We start from the raw sequence: 16815 nt of genomic DNA on the forward strand, positions 1-16815 counted from the left end.
CTCTCCCGTCTCACATCCGGGTCAGCTGCAACCCACGCCACTCGAACGACACCGGCGCCAGCACCTGCTCGATATCCGCCTCCTGCCACAGTTGCGCCATGCGCTTGCCCACGCCCGGATGCACCAGCTCCGGCGCCAGCAACGACAAGGGCCAGAGCACGAACGCATTCTTCAGGATTTCCGCCCGCGGCAGCACCAGACCATTGAAGGTGCCCAGCAAGTCATCGAACATCAGCACATCGATGTCCAGCGGCAACCCCTTGCGCTCAGGGGCATAACGGCCATTGTCCGCCTCGATGAACTTCAGCCGGCGATCCAGCTCGAGCAGCGGCAGATCGGTCTGCCCGGTCACCACCAGGTTGAAGAAAGGCCCGCTCTTGATGCCCACCGCCTGGCTCTCGAACACCGGCGAACAACGCATGTCGCGCAGAAAGCCGGCCAGGGCGTCGAGCCCGGCGCACAGGTGCGCCTCGCGCTCGATGTTGCTGCCCAGCCCCAGGTATACCGTGCTCAGAGACATCCGCGCTCGATCTCCACGCCAACGCCGCCACGGGCCGCTGGTACGGCGCCCGGCTTGGTCAGTTTCAGACGCATCCAGGGAATGCCGAACGTCTCCATCAGCTCCGCCACCAGGCGCTCGGCAAAGGTTTCGACCAATTCGAAGCGGGCCTGCTCGGCGAACGCCTGGACACGCGCCGAAACGCTGGCGTAATCCAGCGCCAGGCGCAGATCGTCACCGGCGGCGGCCGGACGGTTGTCCCAGGCGAAACTCAGGTCCAGGCGCAGGCACTGGCGAATATCCCGCTCCCAGTCATAGGCACCGATGACGGTATCGACTTCCAGGCCTTCGATGAACACTCTGTCCAAGCACTTCTCTCCACAGCACGACAAGGGCGACTGGCGCCGTTAGAATCAGGGCATCCCCGCCCGGAATAGTTAGCATGTTTTGGTTATTGGCGCTGCTCGCCTACCTGCTTGGCTCTCTGTCCTTCGCCATCGTCCTCAGCCGCCTCAGCGGCAGCCCCGACCCGCGCTCCAGTGGCTCGGGCAACGCCGGCGCCACCAACATGCTGCGCCTGGCGGGCCGCAAGCTGGCGATCCTGACCCTCCTGGGCGACCTGTGCAAGGGCCTGTTGCCCGTGCTGCTGGCCCAACTGCTCGGGCTCGGCCTGCAGGAGCAGGCCTGGATCGGCCTCTGTGCGGTGGTCGGCCATATGTTCCCCCTGTACTTCCGCTTCCAGGGTGGCAAGGGCGTGGCGACGGCCGCCGGCATGCTCATGGGCCTGTACCTGCCGGCCGCGCTGCTGGCCATCGTTGCCTGGCTGCTGACCTTCTACCTCACCCGCACCAGCTCCCTGGCGGCGCTGATCGCCACACCGCTGACCCTGCCATTGCTGGCCTGGCGCGAGCCCGAGGCACTGCTGCCGATGGCCGCGCTCACCCTGCTGATCGTCTGGCGCCACCGCAGCAATCTACGCGACCTGTTCGCCGGGCGCGAACGACATTTCTGAATCGCCAGCCTGAACGGCATTCACATTCATACCGCCGGTAGCTGCTCCATCGGCCAGCGTGCCTGCACGCTGATCGCCAGGTCCTGGCGCTGCCCGGCGAGCAGGCGCTGGCAGCCGGCATAGGCGATCATGGCGCCGTTGTCGGTGCAGAACCGGGGCCGGGCGTAATACACATTGCCCTTGATGCTGGACAGCATGGCCTCCAGCGAGGCCCGCAGGGCCTTGTTGGCGCTCACCCCCCCGGCGATCACCAGGCGCTTGAGCCCGGTCTGCTTGAGGGCACGCTTGCACTTGATGGTCAAAGTCTCCACCACCGCCTGCTGGAATGCCAGGGACAGGTCGCACCGGGTCTGCTCGCTGTCGTCCCCGGCATCGCGGCATTGCTGCCAGGTATTCAGGGCGAACGTCTTGAGGCCGCTGAAGCTGAACTCCAGGCCAGGCCGATCGGTCATCGGCCGGGGGAAGACGAAGCGCCCGGGTACACCGCGCTCGGCCAGGCGGGCGATTTCAGGCCCGCCGGGATAATTCAGGCCAATCAGCTTGGCGGTCTTGTCGAAGGCCTCACCCGCCGCGTCGTCCAGGCTCTCGCCAAGCAACTGGTACTGGCCGACGCCATCGACCCGCACCAACTGGGTATGGCCACCGGAGACCAGCAGGGCGACGAACGGAAACTCAGGGGGCTGTTCTTCGAGCATGGGCGCCAGCAGGTGGCCCTCCATGTGGTGCACGCCGATCGCCGGAATGTCCCAGGCGAACGCCAGTGCCTGGGCGCACGAGGCACCGACCAGCAGGGCCCCCACCAGGCCGGGGCCGGCGGTATAGGCGATCGCATCGATCTCGGTGGCGACGCAGCCGGCTTCGCCCAGCACCTGGCGGATCAGCGGCAGCATGCGCTTGACGTGGTCACGCGAAGCCAGCTCCGGTACCACCCCGCCATAGATGCGGTGCAGGTCGATCTGGCTGAACAGGGCATCGGCCAGCAGGCCGCGCTCGCTGTCGTATAATGCGACGCCAGTTTCGTCGCAGGATGTTTCCAATCCCAGTACTAGCATGGGTCTGTGCCTTGTCGAGGCTGAATTCGAAGGCGCGCATGATAGTCCCCGTACCCGATGCCGACCAGCGGTTTTCGATCAGAGGCTTTGCATTCCGGCCGTCTAAGGGTTAACATCCGCAGCCCTTGAAAACCGACGTTCTCCAGCACACCCTTGTTTTGCCAGGAGCGCGTCCACCCCGGTAATGAATGAAGGTAGCCCTGGATGCCAGCCGTCAAAGTTAAAGAGAACGAACCCTTCGACGTAGCTCTGCGTCGTTTCAAGCGCTCCTGCGAAAAAGCCGGTGTACTGGCTGAAGTTCGTAGCCGCGAGTTTTACGAGAAGCCGACTGCCGAGCGCAAGCGCAAGGCCGCTGCCGCTGTCAAGCGTCACGCCAAGAAGGTCCAGCGCGAACAGCGCCGCGCCGTTCGTCTGTACTGATACAGGCGTTCTACGCAAAGCTTCTGCCCCGCCCGGCCTTGTGCCGGGTTGATGGCAGCGGTAGCTTCAAACCTTTGGCGCCAAGCCTGAGGTGCCCCTTGCAGCAGCTTGCGGGCAATCCGCCTGAACACGTCAGAGCTAGTCAATGGCCAGTCGTGCACGTCGTGACTGACGAGCCCTCCGTGGCTGACGAGCACATTTTTTCCTCGCACCCTCCAATAGCACCACTCGCCCCGAACCCGCGCGTAGCGATTAGACTTGCCAGTTGCCAGATGACGAGACTGCCATGGCCGGGCTGATTCCCCAGAGCTTCATCGACGACCTTCTCAACCGCACCGACATCGTCGACGTGGTGAGCTCGCGCGTCCAGCTGAAGAAGACCGGCAAGAACCTCTCTGCCTGCTGCCCGTTCCATAAGGAAAAGACCCCGTCCTTCACCGTCAGCCCCGACAAGCAGTTCTACTACTGCTTCGGCTGTGGCGCCGGTGGCAACGCGCTCGGCTTCATCATGGACCACGACAACCTGGACTTCCCCCAGGCCGTCGAAGAGCTGGCCAGGGCCGCAGGCATGGAAGTCCCGCGGGAGGAGGGCCGGCGCGGGCAGAAACCCCGCCAGCCCACCGACTCGCCGCTCTACCCGCTGCTCGAAGCCGCCGCCGAGTTCTACCGCCAGGCCCTGCGCAGCCACCCGACCCGCAAGGCGGCGGTGGGCTACCTCAAGGGCCGCGGGCTGTCCGGCGAGATCGCCCGCGATTTCGGCCTGGGTTTCGCCCCGCCGGGCTGGGACAACCTGCTCAAGCACCTGGGCGCCGACACCCTGCAGCAGAAGGTCATGATCGACGCAGGCCTGCTGATCGAGAACGCCGAGACCGGCAAGCGCTACGACCGCTTCCGCGACCGGGTGATGTTCCCGATCCGCGACAGCCGTGGCCGGGTCATCGCCTTCGGCGGACGAGTCCTGGGCGACGACAAGCCCAAGTACCTGAACTCCCCGGAAACCCCGGTGTTCCACAAGGGCCAGGAGCTCTACGGCCTGTTCGAGGCGCGCAAGCACAACCGCAACCTCGACGAGATCATCGTCGTCGAGGGCTACATGGACGTCATCGCCCTGGCCCAGCAGGGCCTGCGCAATGCGGTGGCGACCCTGGGCACGGCCACCAGCGAGGAGCACCTCAAGCGCCTGTTCCGCGTAGTCCCCAGCGTGCTGTTCTGCTTCGACGGCGACCAGGCCGGCCGCAAGGCCGCCTGGCGCGCCCTGGAGTCGACGTTGGCGAGCCTGCAGGACGGCCGCCGCGCGCGCTTCCTGTTCCTGCCCGAAGGCGAAGACCCGGACAGCCTGGTCCGCGCCGAGGGCACCGACGCTTTCCTGGCGCGCATCAATCAGCACGCCCAGCCCCTGGCCGACTATTTCTTCGAGCAACTGGGCAACGAGGCCGATCCACGCTCGCTGGAAGGCAAGGCGCACATGGCGACCCTGGCCGCGCCGTTGATCGAAAAGATCCCCGGCGCCAACCTTCGTCAGCTGATGCGCAATCGCCTGAAGGAAATCACCGGACTGGACCCCCAGCAGGTGGAACAACTGGCACAGAGCGCGCCCGCGACCAGCACGCCGGACTACGACCCTGGCTACGACTACGACGCCATGGCCAGCTACACGCCCGACTATGGCGATACGCACCAGCCCGACTACGCCCCCGTCCACCAGGAGCAGCGCCCTTGGACGCAAAACAAAGGCGGCGGTAAGAAGCAATGGGACGGCAAGCCCTGGGACAAGAAAGGCGGCAAGCCCTGGCAGCGCGACGGCCAGCGCGGCGAAGCGCCACCCCGCGTGCCGGCCCCGGTGGAGCCGCCGACGCTGTCGGCCTTGCGCACCCTGCTGCACCACCCCTTGCTGGCCGGCAAGGTCGAGGACGCCAGCCACTTCGCCGACGAAGAGCATCTCTACAGCCAACTGCTGGTGGCCCTGATCGAGGCCGCACAGAAGAATCCTGGGCTAAGCTCAATGCAGTTGATCGCACGCTGGCACGGCACTGAACAAGGCCGCCTGCTGCGCGCCCTGGCGGAAAAGGAATGGTTGATCGATGCCGACAACCTTGAACAACAGTTTTTCGACACTATAACTAGCTTGTCCGCCCGCCAACGCGAGCGCAGCCTGGAACATCTGCTCAGGAAAGCACGTCAAAGTGAGTTGAGCGCCGAGGAAAAATCTCAGCTGCTCGCACTGCTGAGCCGCAATGTTCCCGCACAAACCCCGACCTCATCTGGCGCGTGAGGTCCATGCTCGGGTATAATCCTCGGCTTGTTTTTTGCCCGCCAAGACCTTCAGTGGATAGGGTGTTATGTCCGGAAAAGCGCAACAGCAGTCTCGTATCAAAGAGTTGATCACCCGCGGTCGTGAGCAGGGCTACCTGACTTACGCGGAGGTCAACGACCACCTGCCTGAGGATATTTCAGATCCTGAACAGGTGGAAGACATCATCCGCATGATCAACGACATGGGGATCAACGTATTCGAGAGTGCTCCGGATGCGGATGCCCTGCTGTTGGCGGAAGCCGACACCGACGAAGCCGCAGCCGAAGAAGCCGCCGCCGCGTTGGCGGCGGTTGAAACCGATATCGGCCGCACGACCGACCCGGTGCGCATGTACATGCGTGAGATGGGTACCGTCGAGCTGCTGACCCGCGAAGGCGAGATCGAAATCGCCAAGCGCATCGAGGAAGGCATTCGTGAAGTGATGGGCGCCATCGCCCACTTCCCGGGTACCGTCGACTACATCCTCGGCGAATACGACCGCGTCACCACCGAAGGTGGCCGCCTGTCCGACGTCCTCAGCGGCTACATCGACCCCGATGACAGCATCGCCACGCCTTCCGAGGAAACCCCTCAGCTCGGCGCCAAGGCCGCGGCCGCCAAGGAAGAGGAAGAAGAGGACGAAGAAAGCGAAGAAAACGCTGACGACAGCGAGGACGAAGGCGAAAGCGGCCCGGATCCGGAAGTCGCTCGCCAGCGTTTCGGCGCGGTGTCCGACCAGTTGGACGTCACCGTCAAGGCGCTGAAGAAGCACGGTCGCGGCAGCGATGAAGGGATCGCCGCCCTGCAGGCCCTGGCCGACCTGTTCATGCCGATCAAGCTGGTGCCCAAGCAGTTCGACGTCCTGGTCGAGCGCGTACGCAGCGCCCTGGAGCGTCTGCGCGCCCAGGAGCGGGCCATCATGCAGCTGTGCGTACGTGATGCGCGCATGCCACGTGCCGACTTCCTGCGCCTGTTCCCAAGCAACGAAACCGACCAGACCTGGAGCGGCGACCTGTCCAAGCGCAACACCAAGTGGGCTGCCGCCCTGGGTGAGAAGAACGCTGCCATCGTCGCCTGCCAGCAGAAACTGATCGACCTCGAGAACGAGACCGGCCTGACCGTCGCCGAAATCAAGGAAATCAACCGCCGCATGTCCATTGGCGAGGCCAAGGCCCGCCGTGCCAAGAAGGAAATGGTCGAGGCGAACCTGCGCCTGGTGATTTCCATCGCCAAGAAGTACACCAACCGCGGCCTGCAGTTCCTCGACCTGATCCAGGAAGGCAACATCGGCCTGATGAAGGCGGTGGACAAGTTCGAATACCGTCGCGGCTACAAGTTCTCGACCTACGCCACCTGGTGGATTCGCCAGGCGATCACCCGCTCGATCGCCGACCAGGCGCGCACCATCCGTATTCCGGTGCACATGATCGAGACGATCAACAAGCTCAACCGTATTTCCCGGCAGATGCTGCAGGAGATGGGTCGCGAACCGACGCCGGAAGAGCTCGGCGAGCGCATGGAGATGCCAGAGGACAAGATCCGCAAGGTGCTGAAGATCGCCAAGGAACCGATCTCCATGGAGACCCCGATCGGTGACGACGAAGATTCGCACCTGGGCGACTTCATCGAGGACTCGACCATGCAGTCCCCGATCGACGTAGCCACGGTCGAAAGCCTCAAGGAAGCCACCCGTGACGTGCTCTCGGGCCTGACCGCACGCGAAGCCAAGGTGCTGCGCATGCGTTTCGGCATCGACATGAACACCGACCACACCCTCGAAGAAGTGGGCAAGCAGTTCGACGTGACCCGCGAGCGGATCCGTCAGATCGAAGCCAAGGCGCTGCGCAAGCTGCGCCACCCGACTCGCAGCGAACACCTGCGATCGTTCCTCGACGAGTGATGACGAACCCCGGCCCAGGCCGGGGTTTTTCTTTTGGGGCAATGGCATTGGGGTAGGCTCTTGCCCGCACCGGCGAGCCAGCCGATTCGCGGGCAAGCCCGCTCCCACGGGCCCCGGCAGGCCGGACAATCTCCCACCGCCCACCCAATGCCCGTCTACACTCGAATTCAGACCCCCTGAACGAGAGGCCGCTATGCCCTTTATGCCGGCCCTTCTGTTGCTGATCCTGCTCATCTGGAACACAACGGCCGGCGCCCTGACCCTGACCGACGAGGAGAAAGCCTGGCTCAGCGCCCATCCACAGCTGCGCCTGGGCATCGACGCGTCCTGGCCCCCTTTCGAGTTCCGCGACCAGGAAGGCCGCTACCAGGGATTGGCCGCCGACTACATCACCCTGATCCAGGAACGCCTGGGCGTCACGCTCAAACCCGTCGAGCCCAGCAATTGGACCCAGGTGCTGGAACAGGCCCGGCAGAACCGCATCGACCTGCTGCCAGGCATCATGTCGACGCCGGAGCGCCAGACCTACCTGGCCTTCACCCGCCCCTACCTCGATTTCCCCATCGTTATCCTCGCCCACGAAGGCGGCCCGCAACCACGCACACTGAAAGACCTGTACGGCCTCAAGATCGCCGTGGTGGAAAACTACGCCCCCCACGAACTACTGCGCAGCCACCACCCCGACCTCAACCTGGTGGCCCTGCCCAATGTCAGCTCAGCCCTCCAGGCACTGGCCATCGACGAGGTGGATGCCGTGGTCGGCGACCTCGCCTCGAGCATCTGGAGCCTGCGCCAGCTCAAGCTCGAAGGCCTCTACGTGAGCGGCGAGACGCCCTACCGCTATCAACTGGCCATGGCTGCCCCACGGGAGAACAAGCTGCTGGTCGGCATCCTCGACAAAGTCATGGCCGACATGAGCAGTGGCGAAATCAACCAGATCCAGCAACGCTGGGTCGGCAACGTCGTGGATCAACGAACCTTCTGGCACGACATGCTGCTCTACGGCCTGCCCGCCGTCCTGCTGCTGGTGGCCATTCTCGCCGTGGTGATCCGCATCAACCGGCGCCTGAGCTCGGAAATATCCCGGCGCATCGCCCTCGAACAGGAACTGCGCAGCAGCGAGTACCACTACCGCAGCCTGGTCGAAAGCCTGTCTGCCATCGCCTGGGAAGCCGACGCCAACGACTTCACCTACAGCTACGTCTCGCCCCATGCCGAGGACCTGCTCGGCTACCCGCTCAACGAGTGGCTCAAGCCAGGCTTCTGGCGCAGCATCCTGCACCCCGAAGATGCGCTCTGGGCCCAGGCCTACTGCGACAGCGAAACCGCCGCCGGGCGTGACCACAACCTCGACTACCGGGTGATCCGCGCCGATGGCCACACCCTGTGGGTACGCAATATCGTCAGCATGATCGAGCACGGCCACCGTCCGCTGATGCGCGGCCTGATGATCGACATCAGCGAGACCAAACGCACCGAAGACGCCCTGCGCCTGTCGGAGCAGAAGTTCGCCTCGGTGTTCCAGCAATGCCCGGACATCCTGTTGATCGCCAGGCACAGCGACGGCTGCCTGCTGGAAGTCAACGAGGCCTTCGAGGAGCAGATCGGCCTGAGCCCGGCCCAGGTGATCGGCCGCACCGCCACCGAGCTGGACCTGTGGGCCGTCGCCGGTGCCGGCCCGGCCTTGCTCGAACGCCTGCACAGCGGCGGCATCCGCAACCTGGAAATGAGCTTCCGGCGCAGCAATGGCCAGCTGTTCACCGGCCTGACCTCGGCCGAGACCTTCGACCTGGACGGCATCCCGGCCCTGGTGGTCGCCGTGCGCGACATCAGCCAGCTCAAGGAAACGCAACAGCAGTTGCAGACCTCCGAGGAGAAGTTCGCCAAGGCCTTCCACGCCTCTCCCGACGGCCTGCTGCTGTCACGCCAGAGCGATGGCCTGCTCATCGAGGTCAACGAAGGCTTCTGCCGCCTGACCGGCTACGACATCAACCCAGCTATCGACCAGACTTCCCTGGACCTGGGCATCTGGGTCGACCTCAACGAGCGCAGTCGCCTGGTCGAGCAACTCAAGCGCGACGGTTTCGTGCGCGACTTCAGCTGCCACATCCGCCGCAGCGACGGGCAGATCCGCCTGTGCGAACTGTCCGCTCGGCCACTGCCGATCGCCGGGGTCGACTGCATGCTGACGATCGCCCGCGACATCACCGAACGCCACCTGATGCAGGAAAAACTGCAGCTGGCCGCCACGGTGTTCGAGAATACCGCCGAAGGCGTACTGATCACCGACCCCGACCAGCGCATCAGCGCGGTCAACCGCGCCTTCAGCGAGATCACCGGCTACAGCGAGATCGAGGCCCTCGGCCAGACCCCGCGCCTGCTCGCCTCCGGCCAGCACGACAGCGCCTTCTACGCCGCCATGTGGCACCAACTGACCGCTGAGGGCCACTGGCAAGGCGAAATCTACAACAAGCGCAAGAACGGCGAACTCTACCCCGGCTGGCTGACTATCAGCACCGTGCGCAACAGCGAGCGTGGCATCACCCACTTCGTCGCCGTGTTCGCCGACATTTCCAGCCTCAAGCACGCCCAGGCCAAGCTCGACTACCAGGCTCACCACGACCCGCTCACCGGCCTGCCCAATCGCGCGCTGTTCGAGAACCGCCTGCAAGCCGCCCTCACCTGCGCACAGATCTCCAATCGCCAGGGCGCGGTGCTGTTCCTTGACCTGGACCGCTTCAAGCACATCAACGACAGCCTCGGCCACCCGGTCGGCGACCTGCTGCTCAAAGGCATCGCCCAGCGCCTCAAGGAGCAGGTGCGCGACGTCGACACCGTGGCCCGCCTGGGCGGCGACGAATTCATCATCCTCCTGCCCGGCCTGCACAGGCCCAGCGACGCCAGCGCCATCGCCAACAAGCTGCTGGCCTGCTTCCACGCCCCATTCCAGGCCGGTGAACACGAGTTCTTCACCAGCGCCAGCATCGGCATCAGCCTTTATCCACAGGATGGCAGCGACGTTGCCAGCCTGATCCGCAACGCCGACGCCGCCATGTACCGCTCCAAGGCCAAGGGCCGCAACCGTGTCGAAGCCTACACCCGCGACCTCACCGCCCAGGCCAGCGAACGCATCGCCCTGGAGCATGAACTGCGCCGCGCCATCGAGCGCAACGAGATGAGCCTGTGCTACCAGCCCAAGTTCAGCCTCAAGACCCAGAGCCTGGTCGGCGCCGAAGCCCTGATCCGCTGGCGCCACCCGACCTTCGGTGAAGTCCCGCCGGAGCACTTCATTCACCTCGCCGAGGAGAACGGCACCATTCTCCAACTGGGCGACTGGGTACTGGAGCAGGCCTGCCGGCAGATGCACGCCTGGAAGCGCACCCATCAACCGTTCGGCCCCTTGTCGATCAACCTCGCCGGCGCCCAACTGCGCCAACCCAACCTGGCCAGGCGCATCGAGCACCTGCTCAAGGCCTACCAGCTCAAGGCGGGCGACTTGCAGTTGGAAATCACCGAGAACTTCATCATGAGCCAGGCCGAAGAGGCTCTGGCCATTCTTCACCAGCTCAAGGCCCTTGGCGTACAGCTGGCCATCGACGACTTCGGCACCGGCTATTCGTCCCTGAGCTACCTCAAGCGCCTGCCCCTGGACATCCTCAAGATCGACCAGTCCTTCATCCGCGGCCTCCCCGACGACCCCCACGACGCCGCCATCACCCGCGCCATCATCGCCCTTGGCCGCAGCATGCAGCTGACCATCATCGCCGAGGGCGTGGAGAACCAGGCACAACAACGCTTCCTCGCCGCCGAAGGCTGCGAGCAGATCCAGGGCTACATCGTCAGCCTGCCTCTACCGCCCGAGGAGTTCGCCGCTACCTGCCTGCGCATAGCACTATCGGATCTTTCAGATGGCACCGTCTCGAAACCCTCGTTATAATCCGGCCACCTCCTGGGGCCTATAGCTCAGTTGGTTAGAGCAGAGGACTCATAATCCTTTGGTCCACGGTTCGAGTCCGTGTGGGCCCACCAGTCCAGAAGCCGCGCACTGCGCGGCTTTCGTCTTTTCAATGCCAGCGATCCACCTCGCCTCCCCCTCCTGCAAGCCCCTTTGCGTCCACAATGCGTCCACACCGGCATCAAATGCGGGATATCGCCGCAGCTCGGCTAGCAAAGAAACATCACAAGACGTAAGCGCCCTGCCCATCTGCCCAGACTAACCATCCACCCCCTCGACACCAGGCACCAGCCGATCCCGGCTATTGGTGAAGTGCAAGCATATGGCCGCACGCGCGGCATCCGGATCCTGTCGGCGGATTGCATTGAGGATGGCCTCATGCTCCAGGTTGGCCAGGTATGCATGACGGGCCAGGTTCGCGCCGGAGCGCTCGACCAGGTCGAGCCTGTTGCGGGGAATCAGGGCGCTTCCCAGGTGGCTCATGAGCTCGGTGAAGTAGACATTGCCCGTGGCCTCCGCAATCAGCAGGTGAAAACGCCGGTCAGGCTCGATGCAGCTATCCCCGGCTGCCGCCAGGTCCTGATAGTCATCCAGGGCCTGGCGCATGCGTCGCAAATGATCGTCAGTGCGCCTCAGGGCTGCCAGGGCGGCGGCCTGCCCCTCCAGCCCAATGCGTAATTCCAGCACCTGGCGTACACCCGCCGCTGTCTCCACCCCCACATGGAAGCCGCTTTGCGGTTGTCGCTCGATCACGAACGTACCGATGCCATGCCGCGTTTCAACAAGGCCTGAAGCCTGGAGCTTCGACAGCGCTTCGCGCACCACTGTCCGGCTCACGCCATGCTCGCGTGCGACAGCTCCCTCGGAAGGCAACTTGTCTCCCGGCTGGAAAGTACCCATCAGTATGCGGCGCGTCAGGTCGGACACGAGGTCATGAGCACGTGTATGGCTTTTCTTGCGCGGGATCGGCGCAGGGGACTCTTGAAACGCCATGCTTCCTCACCTCTGGTGGCAGTTGACAGACAACCCAAGCCGTTTTCGGGAGATTTTAGCAGCGCCAAGTTGTATGACAACTAATTTTTATATCTAATTTACGACGTGTCAGAGCAACCCGACAGCAACATGAAATAGCCGGAATTGTGAGCATATTCCAGCATGTTAGCCACTAAAAGCAGGTTGTATCCTGTGAATTCTTTCTCGAAAAACACTTGTCGTACAACATTTTCGGTCCTACCATCGGCCTCGACATGTCAGACAAGCCACGCTGCCTCCTCCACAACAACATCCAAGCAGGTTGTGACCCGTCATGAATCCTCAAGAGTTGAAATCGATCCTTCCTCCTGGGCTTTCGCCCTTCCCTGTCACCGACTTCACTGCCAACGGTGATTTGAACGCTGCCCGCGACGCAGTCCGCCCGCAATAGAGCGGATGGCCTGGCGGCTCACGCCGCCTGCCCATTGCGACAAAGAACCACCAACCAGGGACGCCACCTGGCCGGTACAGCCCGCACAAAAACAATTAGTGGGAGATCAGGTCATGAACCAGATCGCAGATTCAGCCGCCGACGGCGATGTCCTCGGCCGCGCGGTAGGCAAGGTCAAACGCCATGTGCTACCGCTGTTCGTCATCATGTTCATCGTCAACTACATCGACCGGGTGAACATCGGCTTCGTTCGCACGCACATTGAAACGGACCTGGGCATCGGCGCTGCCGCCTTCGGCCTGGGTGCCGGTCTGTTCTTCATCGGCTATGCGCTTTTCGAAGTGCCGTCGAACATGCTGCTGCAACGCGTCGGCGCACGGGTGTGGCTCACTCGCATCATGCTCACCTGGGGCCTGGTCGCCAGTGCCACGGCGTTCATGCAGAACGAAACGCACTTCTACATCCTGCGATTCCTCCTGGGCGTCGCCGAGGCCGGTTTCTTCCCTGGCGTCATCTACTACTTCACCCGCTGGCTGCCCAAGGATGAACGCGGCAAAGCCATCGCCATCTTTCTCAGTGGCTCAGCAGCAGCCTCGCTGATTTCAGGCCCTCTGGCGGGCGCCCTGATGCAGATCGAGGGCCTGGGCATGCACGGCTGGCAGTGGATGCTGTTCATCGAAGGGATGGTCTCCGTCGTGCTGTGCTTCGCCGTCTGGTTCTGGCTGGACTCCACGCCCAACGACGCCAAATGGTTGACCGCGGACGAGAAGAACGCGCTCAACAGCGCCATCGAACGCGAGCAGCGCGAGCGTGAAGCGCTGAAGGGGCCAAGGCTTACCGTATGGCGCCTGCTACGCGATCCCCAGATCATCCTGTTCTGCGTGCTGTACTTCTGCATCCAGCTGACCATCTACGCGGCGACCTTCTGGCTGCCAAGCATCATCAAGAACATGGGTGGGCTCAGCGATATCCAGGTCGGTTTCTTCAACTCGATCCCCTGGCTGATCTCCATCGTCGCCATGTATGCCTTTGCCGCCTGCGCCGGTCGCTGGAGGTTCCAGCAGGCGTGGGTTGCAGCTGCGCTGCTGATCGCCGGCCTGGGGATGTTCCTCTCCACCACCGGCGGCCCGGTCTTCGCGTTCGTGGCGGTGTGCTTCGCGGCTATCGGCTTCAAGTCGGCTTCTGCGCTGTTCTGGCCAATCCCCCAGGCCTACCTGGATGCACGCATCGCCGCAGCGGTCATTGCCCTGATCAACTCCCTGGGCAACCTCGGCGGCTTCGTCGCCCCAGCGACCTTCGGCATTCTCGAAGAGCAGACCGGTTCGATCCAAGGCGGCCTCTACGGCCTGGCCTGCACCTCGCTGCTCGCTGCCCTGCTCGTCTTCTTCATCCGCACGGCCCCGAAGGGCGCGGGTGACGACAACGCCAAACATCCCTCGGCGCTGAGCCAGCCTCACTGACTTCCTGCAGGAATTGACGACCATGAACCTTCACAGCCCAACCCAGCCCTTTTTCACCCCCTCCACCCAAGTGTCCAATGGCACGCCCGTGGTCACCGAGCTACGGGTAATCCCGGTTGCAGGGCACGATGCGATGCTGCTGAATCTCAGCGGTGCCCATGGCCCGTACTTCACCCGCAATGTCGTAATCCTGCGCGACAGTGCGGGCAACACGGGTGCCGGCGAGGTGCCAGGGGGCGAGCGTATCCGCCAGACCCTGGAAGATGCCCGTAGCCTGGTCGTGGGCCAGCCGATCGGGCACTACCAGCGCGTGCTCAACGCCATGCGCCAGACGTTCGCCAGCCGGGATGCCGACGGGCGCGGCTTGCAGACCTTCGACCTGCGCATCACCGTGCACGCTGTCACCGCCATGGAGTCGGCACTGCTCGACCTGCTTGGCCAACACCTCGGTGTGCCGATGGCCGCCTTGCTCGGCGAAGGCCAGCAGCGCGACGCAGTGAAGATGCTCGGCTACCTCTTCTATGTCGGTGACCGCAACGACACCAACCTGGAATACCGCAGCGAGCCTGACGCCGACAATGACTGGTTCCGCATCCGTCATGAAAAGGCGCTGACACCTGAAGCGGTGGTACGCCTGGCAGAAGCTGCCAAGGCACGCTACGGCTTCACCGACTTCAAGCTCAAGGGCGGCGTACTGCGTGGCGAAGAAGAGATCGAAGCGGTTACCGCGCTCGCCGAGCGTTTCCCTGAAGCTCGAATCACCCTCGACCCCAATGGTGCCTGGTCGCTCAAGGAGGCCATCAGGCTGTGCCGTGACCAGCACCACGTGCTGGCTTACGCCGAAGATCCCTGTGGCGCTGAAAACGGCTACTCCGGCCGCGAGGTGATGGCCGAGTTCCGCCGCGCGACCGGCCTTGCGACGGCCACCAACATGATCGCCACCGACTGGCGCGAAATGGGGCATGCGATCCAGTTGCAGTCGGTGGATATCCCGCTTGCCGACCCGCACTTCTGGACACTGCAGGGCTCGGTCCGGGTGGCCCAGATGTGCCATGACTGGGGCCTGACCTGGGGCTCCCATTCCAACAACCACTTCGACATTTCCCTGGCCATGTTCACCCAGGTGGCAGCCGCGGCGCCGGGCGAGATCACGGCCATCGATACCCACTGGATCTGGCAGGACGGCCAACGCCTGACACGCGACCCGCTGCGGATCGTCGACGGCTTCGTCAAGGTACCGGAGCGTCCAGGCCTGGGTGTCGACATCGACGAGGACCAGTTGGCCAAGGCGAACGAACTCTATTTCCAGAAGGGCCTGGGCGCGCGGGATGACAGCATCGCCATGCAGTTCCTGGTTCCCGGCTGGCAGTTCGACAACAAGCGTCCGTGCCTGGTGCGCTAGGCGTCTGGCGGCCTGTCTTCAATGCCGTTGAGTTGTCATTTTGGGGCTGCGTAGCGGCCCCAATGGCGGTTGCATGTCTTGGCTGACCGGCGCAGGGCTTGATCCGGGATACTCGCTCGAGACGAACCGCAGCGCCTTGGCCTCTCAAAACACATCGATGGGATACTCAGTGATCACCCTGACCTGGTCCTGGGTGCCCCCCGTACTCGCATCCCCTCGGTGCCACGCCAGGCGCAGGCGCACCGAAAGATCCTTCGCCGGCCCCGACTGGACCACATACCTGGCCTCGGCATCGGTTTCGAACTCGCTGTCGTCAGAGCCGTACTTGTTGAAGTAAGCCCCCGAAGACACCTTCGTGCCGTCTATGTCCTGGCCGTTGAGGTAGCGGACCATGAACGACAACCCAGGCACGCCATAGACCACCATGTCGAGGTCATAGCGCAGTTGCCACGATTTCTCGCCCGGGCCATTGAAGTCCGAGTACTGCACCGAGTTCGGCAGGAAGATCGACCCTCCAGCCCGCCCGGTATCCCCGAAGCCCACGTAGTCGAAAGGCTGGTCGCCATGGATGCTCTGACGCGCAAGCGTCAGGGTATGGCCTGAGTACTTGTAGGCCACCTGCATGCCGACAGCTGTCGTGTTGATGGTGCCGGCCTTGGCCTGGCCACTGTCGAGGGTTCGATAGACATTGAAGTCAAAGGTCAGGCCTTGGTTCTGCCCCAGAGGTAGCGCGTAGTTGACGTTCCCGTAGTATTGGTCCCAAACATCCTTGAAACGGCTGACGTAAAGGCTGGCCACCACGCCTTCGGCAAACCTGTACTTGCCGCCGGCATAGCTGACCGAAGGTGTGGTGACCAGGGCATAGGTGGCCCAGAGCTCACCGTCGCTGTTGGTATTGACCTGATCGGTCCCCGCCGTGAAGTGCCCGGCATCGACCAGCAACGGAGCGAAATCGTTACTCGTGAGCTGGAAGCCCGTGGCGGTCTGGGGGAACAGTCGGCTGGTGCTCTGGGCGAAGACAGGGGCCGACGGGCTCATCTCGCCATAGCGAAGCACCGTTGATTTGAAGCGGGCTTTCACGGCACCGCCGGCTCGTCCGTATTCGTCGTCCGGCCGCCCATCATCGCCGACCGGCAGATTGCCGGTGCCGGTTCGGCCACTACCGCCATCGAGTTTGAGGCCCCAATAGCCGAACAGGTCGACACCGAACCCTACCGGCCCCGGCGTGAATGCCGACTGGAAGTTGGCAAGGAATGCCTGGGTCCAGTCCACCTGATCCGAACGCTGCTCGTCTCGGCTGGTGTTGTAGTAATAGTTCTTTGCCAAGACATTCAGGCGCCCCATCTTCTCCCCAACTTCCCCTGCCTGCCCCGCCGCATTGACGGAGGGTGCGAGCATG

The 16815-nt window shown here is 63.6% G+C and carries 12 protein-coding genes, 1 tRNA gene and 1 pseudogene; 9 read left to right on the forward strand and 5 right to left on the reverse strand.

The features are described 5' to 3' along the window. Positions 1 to 10: 10 nt before the first annotated feature. Together folK and folB are read right to left on the reverse strand one after the other, a co-directional pair. Positions 11 to 520 carry a 2-amino-4-hydroxy-6-hydroxymethyldihydropteridine diphosphokinase gene (folK, locus tag WCE05_RS09860; RefSeq protein WP_225786444.1) on the reverse strand — a complete coding sequence of 170 codons (510 nt, stop codon included), beginning with the start codon at positions 518 to 520 and terminating at the stop codon, positions 11 to 13. Next, positions 511 to 867 (reverse strand): dihydroneopterin aldolase, encoded by a 357-nt coding sequence (folB, locus tag WCE05_RS09865; protein ID WP_225786445.1) that lies wholly within the window; start codon positions 865 to 867, stop codon positions 511 to 513. Before folB ends, folK begins: the two co-directional genes overlap by 10 nt. Before the next feature lie 74 nt (positions 868 to 941). Between folB and plsY the strand changes: the two genes are divergently transcribed. Beyond that, positions 942 to 1511 carry a glycerol-3-phosphate 1-O-acyltransferase PlsY gene (gene plsY, locus WCE05_RS09870; RefSeq protein ID WP_225786446.1) on the forward strand — a complete coding sequence of 190 codons (570 nt, stop codon included), beginning with the start codon at positions 942 to 944 and terminating at the stop codon, positions 1509 to 1511. 26 nt (positions 1512 to 1537) lie between these two features. On the opposite strand, the gene tsaD is transcribed toward plsY, so the two are convergent. Then, a complete protein-coding gene (tsaD, locus tag WCE05_RS09875) occupies positions 1538 to 2563 on the reverse strand; it encodes a tRNA (adenosine(37)-N6)-threonylcarbamoyltransferase complex transferase subunit TsaD (protein WP_225786447.1) in 1026 nt (341 codons plus the stop codon). Positions 2564 to 2767: 204 nt separating this feature from the next. Between tsaD and rpsU the strand changes: the two genes are divergently transcribed. The 5 genes from rpsU (at position 2768) to WCE05_RS09900 (ending at position 11205) form a co-directional block, all read left to right on the forward strand. After that, entirely contained in the window at positions 2768 to 2983 is a 216-nt protein-coding gene (gene rpsU, locus WCE05_RS09880; protein ID WP_003255575.1) for a 30S ribosomal protein S21, read from the forward strand. 286 nt (positions 2984 to 3269) lie between these two features. Next, positions 3270 to 5255, forward strand: a complete 1986-nt coding sequence (gene dnaG, locus WCE05_RS09885; RefSeq protein WP_253167858.1) for a DNA primase — start codon at positions 3270 to 3272, stop codon at positions 5253 to 5255. A 67-nt stretch (positions 5256 to 5322) separates the two neighbouring features. Then, the gene (gene rpoD / locus WCE05_RS09890) at positions 5323 to 7176 is read left to right on the forward strand and encodes an RNA polymerase sigma factor RpoD (protein WP_253091236.1); all 1854 of its coding nucleotides are present in this window, start codon (positions 5323 to 5325) and stop codon (positions 7174 to 7176) included. 193 nt (positions 7177 to 7369) lie between these two features. Further along, the gene (locus WCE05_RS09895; RefSeq protein WP_253102130.1) at positions 7370 to 11113 is read left to right on the forward strand and encodes a bifunctional diguanylate cyclase/phosphodiesterase; all 3744 of its coding nucleotides are present in this window, start codon (positions 7370 to 7372) and stop codon (positions 11111 to 11113) included. A gap of 15 nt (positions 11114 to 11128) precedes the next feature. Next, positions 11129 to 11205 (forward strand) — tRNA-Ile (locus tag WCE05_RS09900). A 184-nt stretch (positions 11206 to 11389) separates the two neighbouring features. Here WCE05_RS09900 and WCE05_RS09905 read toward each other — a convergent pair. Next, positions 11390 to 12124 (reverse strand): FadR/GntR family transcriptional regulator, encoded by a 735-nt coding sequence (locus WCE05_RS09905; protein WP_225786451.1) that lies wholly within the window; start codon positions 12122 to 12124, stop codon positions 11390 to 11392. A gap of 313 nt (positions 12125 to 12437) precedes the next feature. On the opposite strand from WCE05_RS09905, the pseudogene WCE05_RS09910 reads away from it, so the two are divergent. From WCE05_RS09910 to gudD, 3 genes and pseudogenes are all read left to right on the forward strand, one after another. Then, positions 12438 to 12530: pseudogene (locus WCE05_RS09910) on the forward strand (5-dehydro-4-deoxyglucarate dehydratase); the annotation flags it as partial. Positions 12531 to 12667: 137 nt separating this feature from the next. Beyond that, positions 12668 to 14014, forward strand: a complete 1347-nt coding sequence (locus WCE05_RS09915; protein ID WP_225786452.1) for an MFS transporter — start codon at positions 12668 to 12670, stop codon at positions 14012 to 14014. 22 nt (positions 14015 to 14036) lie between these two features. Continuing rightward, positions 14037 to 15416, forward strand: a complete 1380-nt coding sequence (gene gudD, locus WCE05_RS09920) for a glucarate dehydratase (RefSeq protein ID WP_225786453.1) — start codon at positions 14037 to 14039, stop codon at positions 15414 to 15416. 144 nt (positions 15417 to 15560) lie between these two features. Here gudD and WCE05_RS09925 read toward each other — a convergent pair whose 3' ends face one another. Beyond that, complete coding sequence (locus WCE05_RS09925; protein WP_368815826.1) at positions 15561 to 16814, reverse strand: OprD family porin; 1254 nt, start codon at positions 16812 to 16814, stop codon at positions 15561 to 15563. Position 16815 lies beyond the last annotated feature (1 nt).

The sequence above is a fragment of the Pseudomonas sp. I2 genome, assembly GCF_040984075.1.
In the GTDB taxonomy this organism is placed as follows: Bacteria; Pseudomonadota; Gammaproteobacteria; order Pseudomonadales; family Pseudomonadaceae; genus Aquipseudomonas; species Aquipseudomonas guariconensis_B.

Bases quoted from the DNA above. Each gene is read 5' to 3' on its own strand.
- WCE05_RS09895 (WP_253102130.1), top strand. From the start codon at position 7,370: ATGCCCTTTATGCCGGCCCTTCTGTTGCTGATCCTGCTCATCTGGAAC.
- dnaG (WP_253167858.1), top strand. From the start codon at position 3,270: ATGGCCGGGCTGATTCCCCAGAGCTTCATCGACGACCTTCTCAACCGC.
- rpsU (WP_003255575.1), top strand. From the start codon at position 2,768: ATGCCAGCCGTCAAAGTTAAAGAGAACGAACCCTTCGACGTAGCTCTG.
- folK (WP_225786444.1), bottom strand. From the start codon at position 520: ATGTCTCTGAGCACGGTATACCTGGGGCTGGGCAGCAACATCGAGCGC.
- WCE05_RS09925 (WP_368815826.1), bottom strand. From the start codon at position 16,814: ATGCTCGCACCCTCCGTCAATGCGGCGGGGCAGGCAGGGGAAGTTGGG.
- gudD (WP_225786453.1), top strand. From the start codon at position 14,037: ATGAACCTTCACAGCCCAACCCAGCCCTTTTTCACCCCCTCCACCCAA.
- WCE05_RS09915 (WP_225786452.1), top strand. From the start codon at position 12,668: ATGAACCAGATCGCAGATTCAGCCGCCGACGGCGATGTCCTCGGCCGC.
- WCE05_RS09905 (WP_225786451.1), bottom strand. From the start codon at position 12,124: ATGGCGTTTCAAGAGTCCCCTGCGCCGATCCCGCGCAAGAAAAGCCAT.
- plsY (WP_225786446.1), top strand. From the start codon at position 942: ATGTTTTGGTTATTGGCGCTGCTCGCCTACCTGCTTGGCTCTCTGTCC.
- rpoD (WP_253091236.1), top strand. From the start codon at position 5,323: ATGTCCGGAAAAGCGCAACAGCAGTCTCGTATCAAAGAGTTGATCACC.
- tsaD (WP_225786447.1), bottom strand. From the start codon at position 2,563: ATGCTAGTACTGGGATTGGAAACATCCTGCGACGAAACTGGCGTCGCA.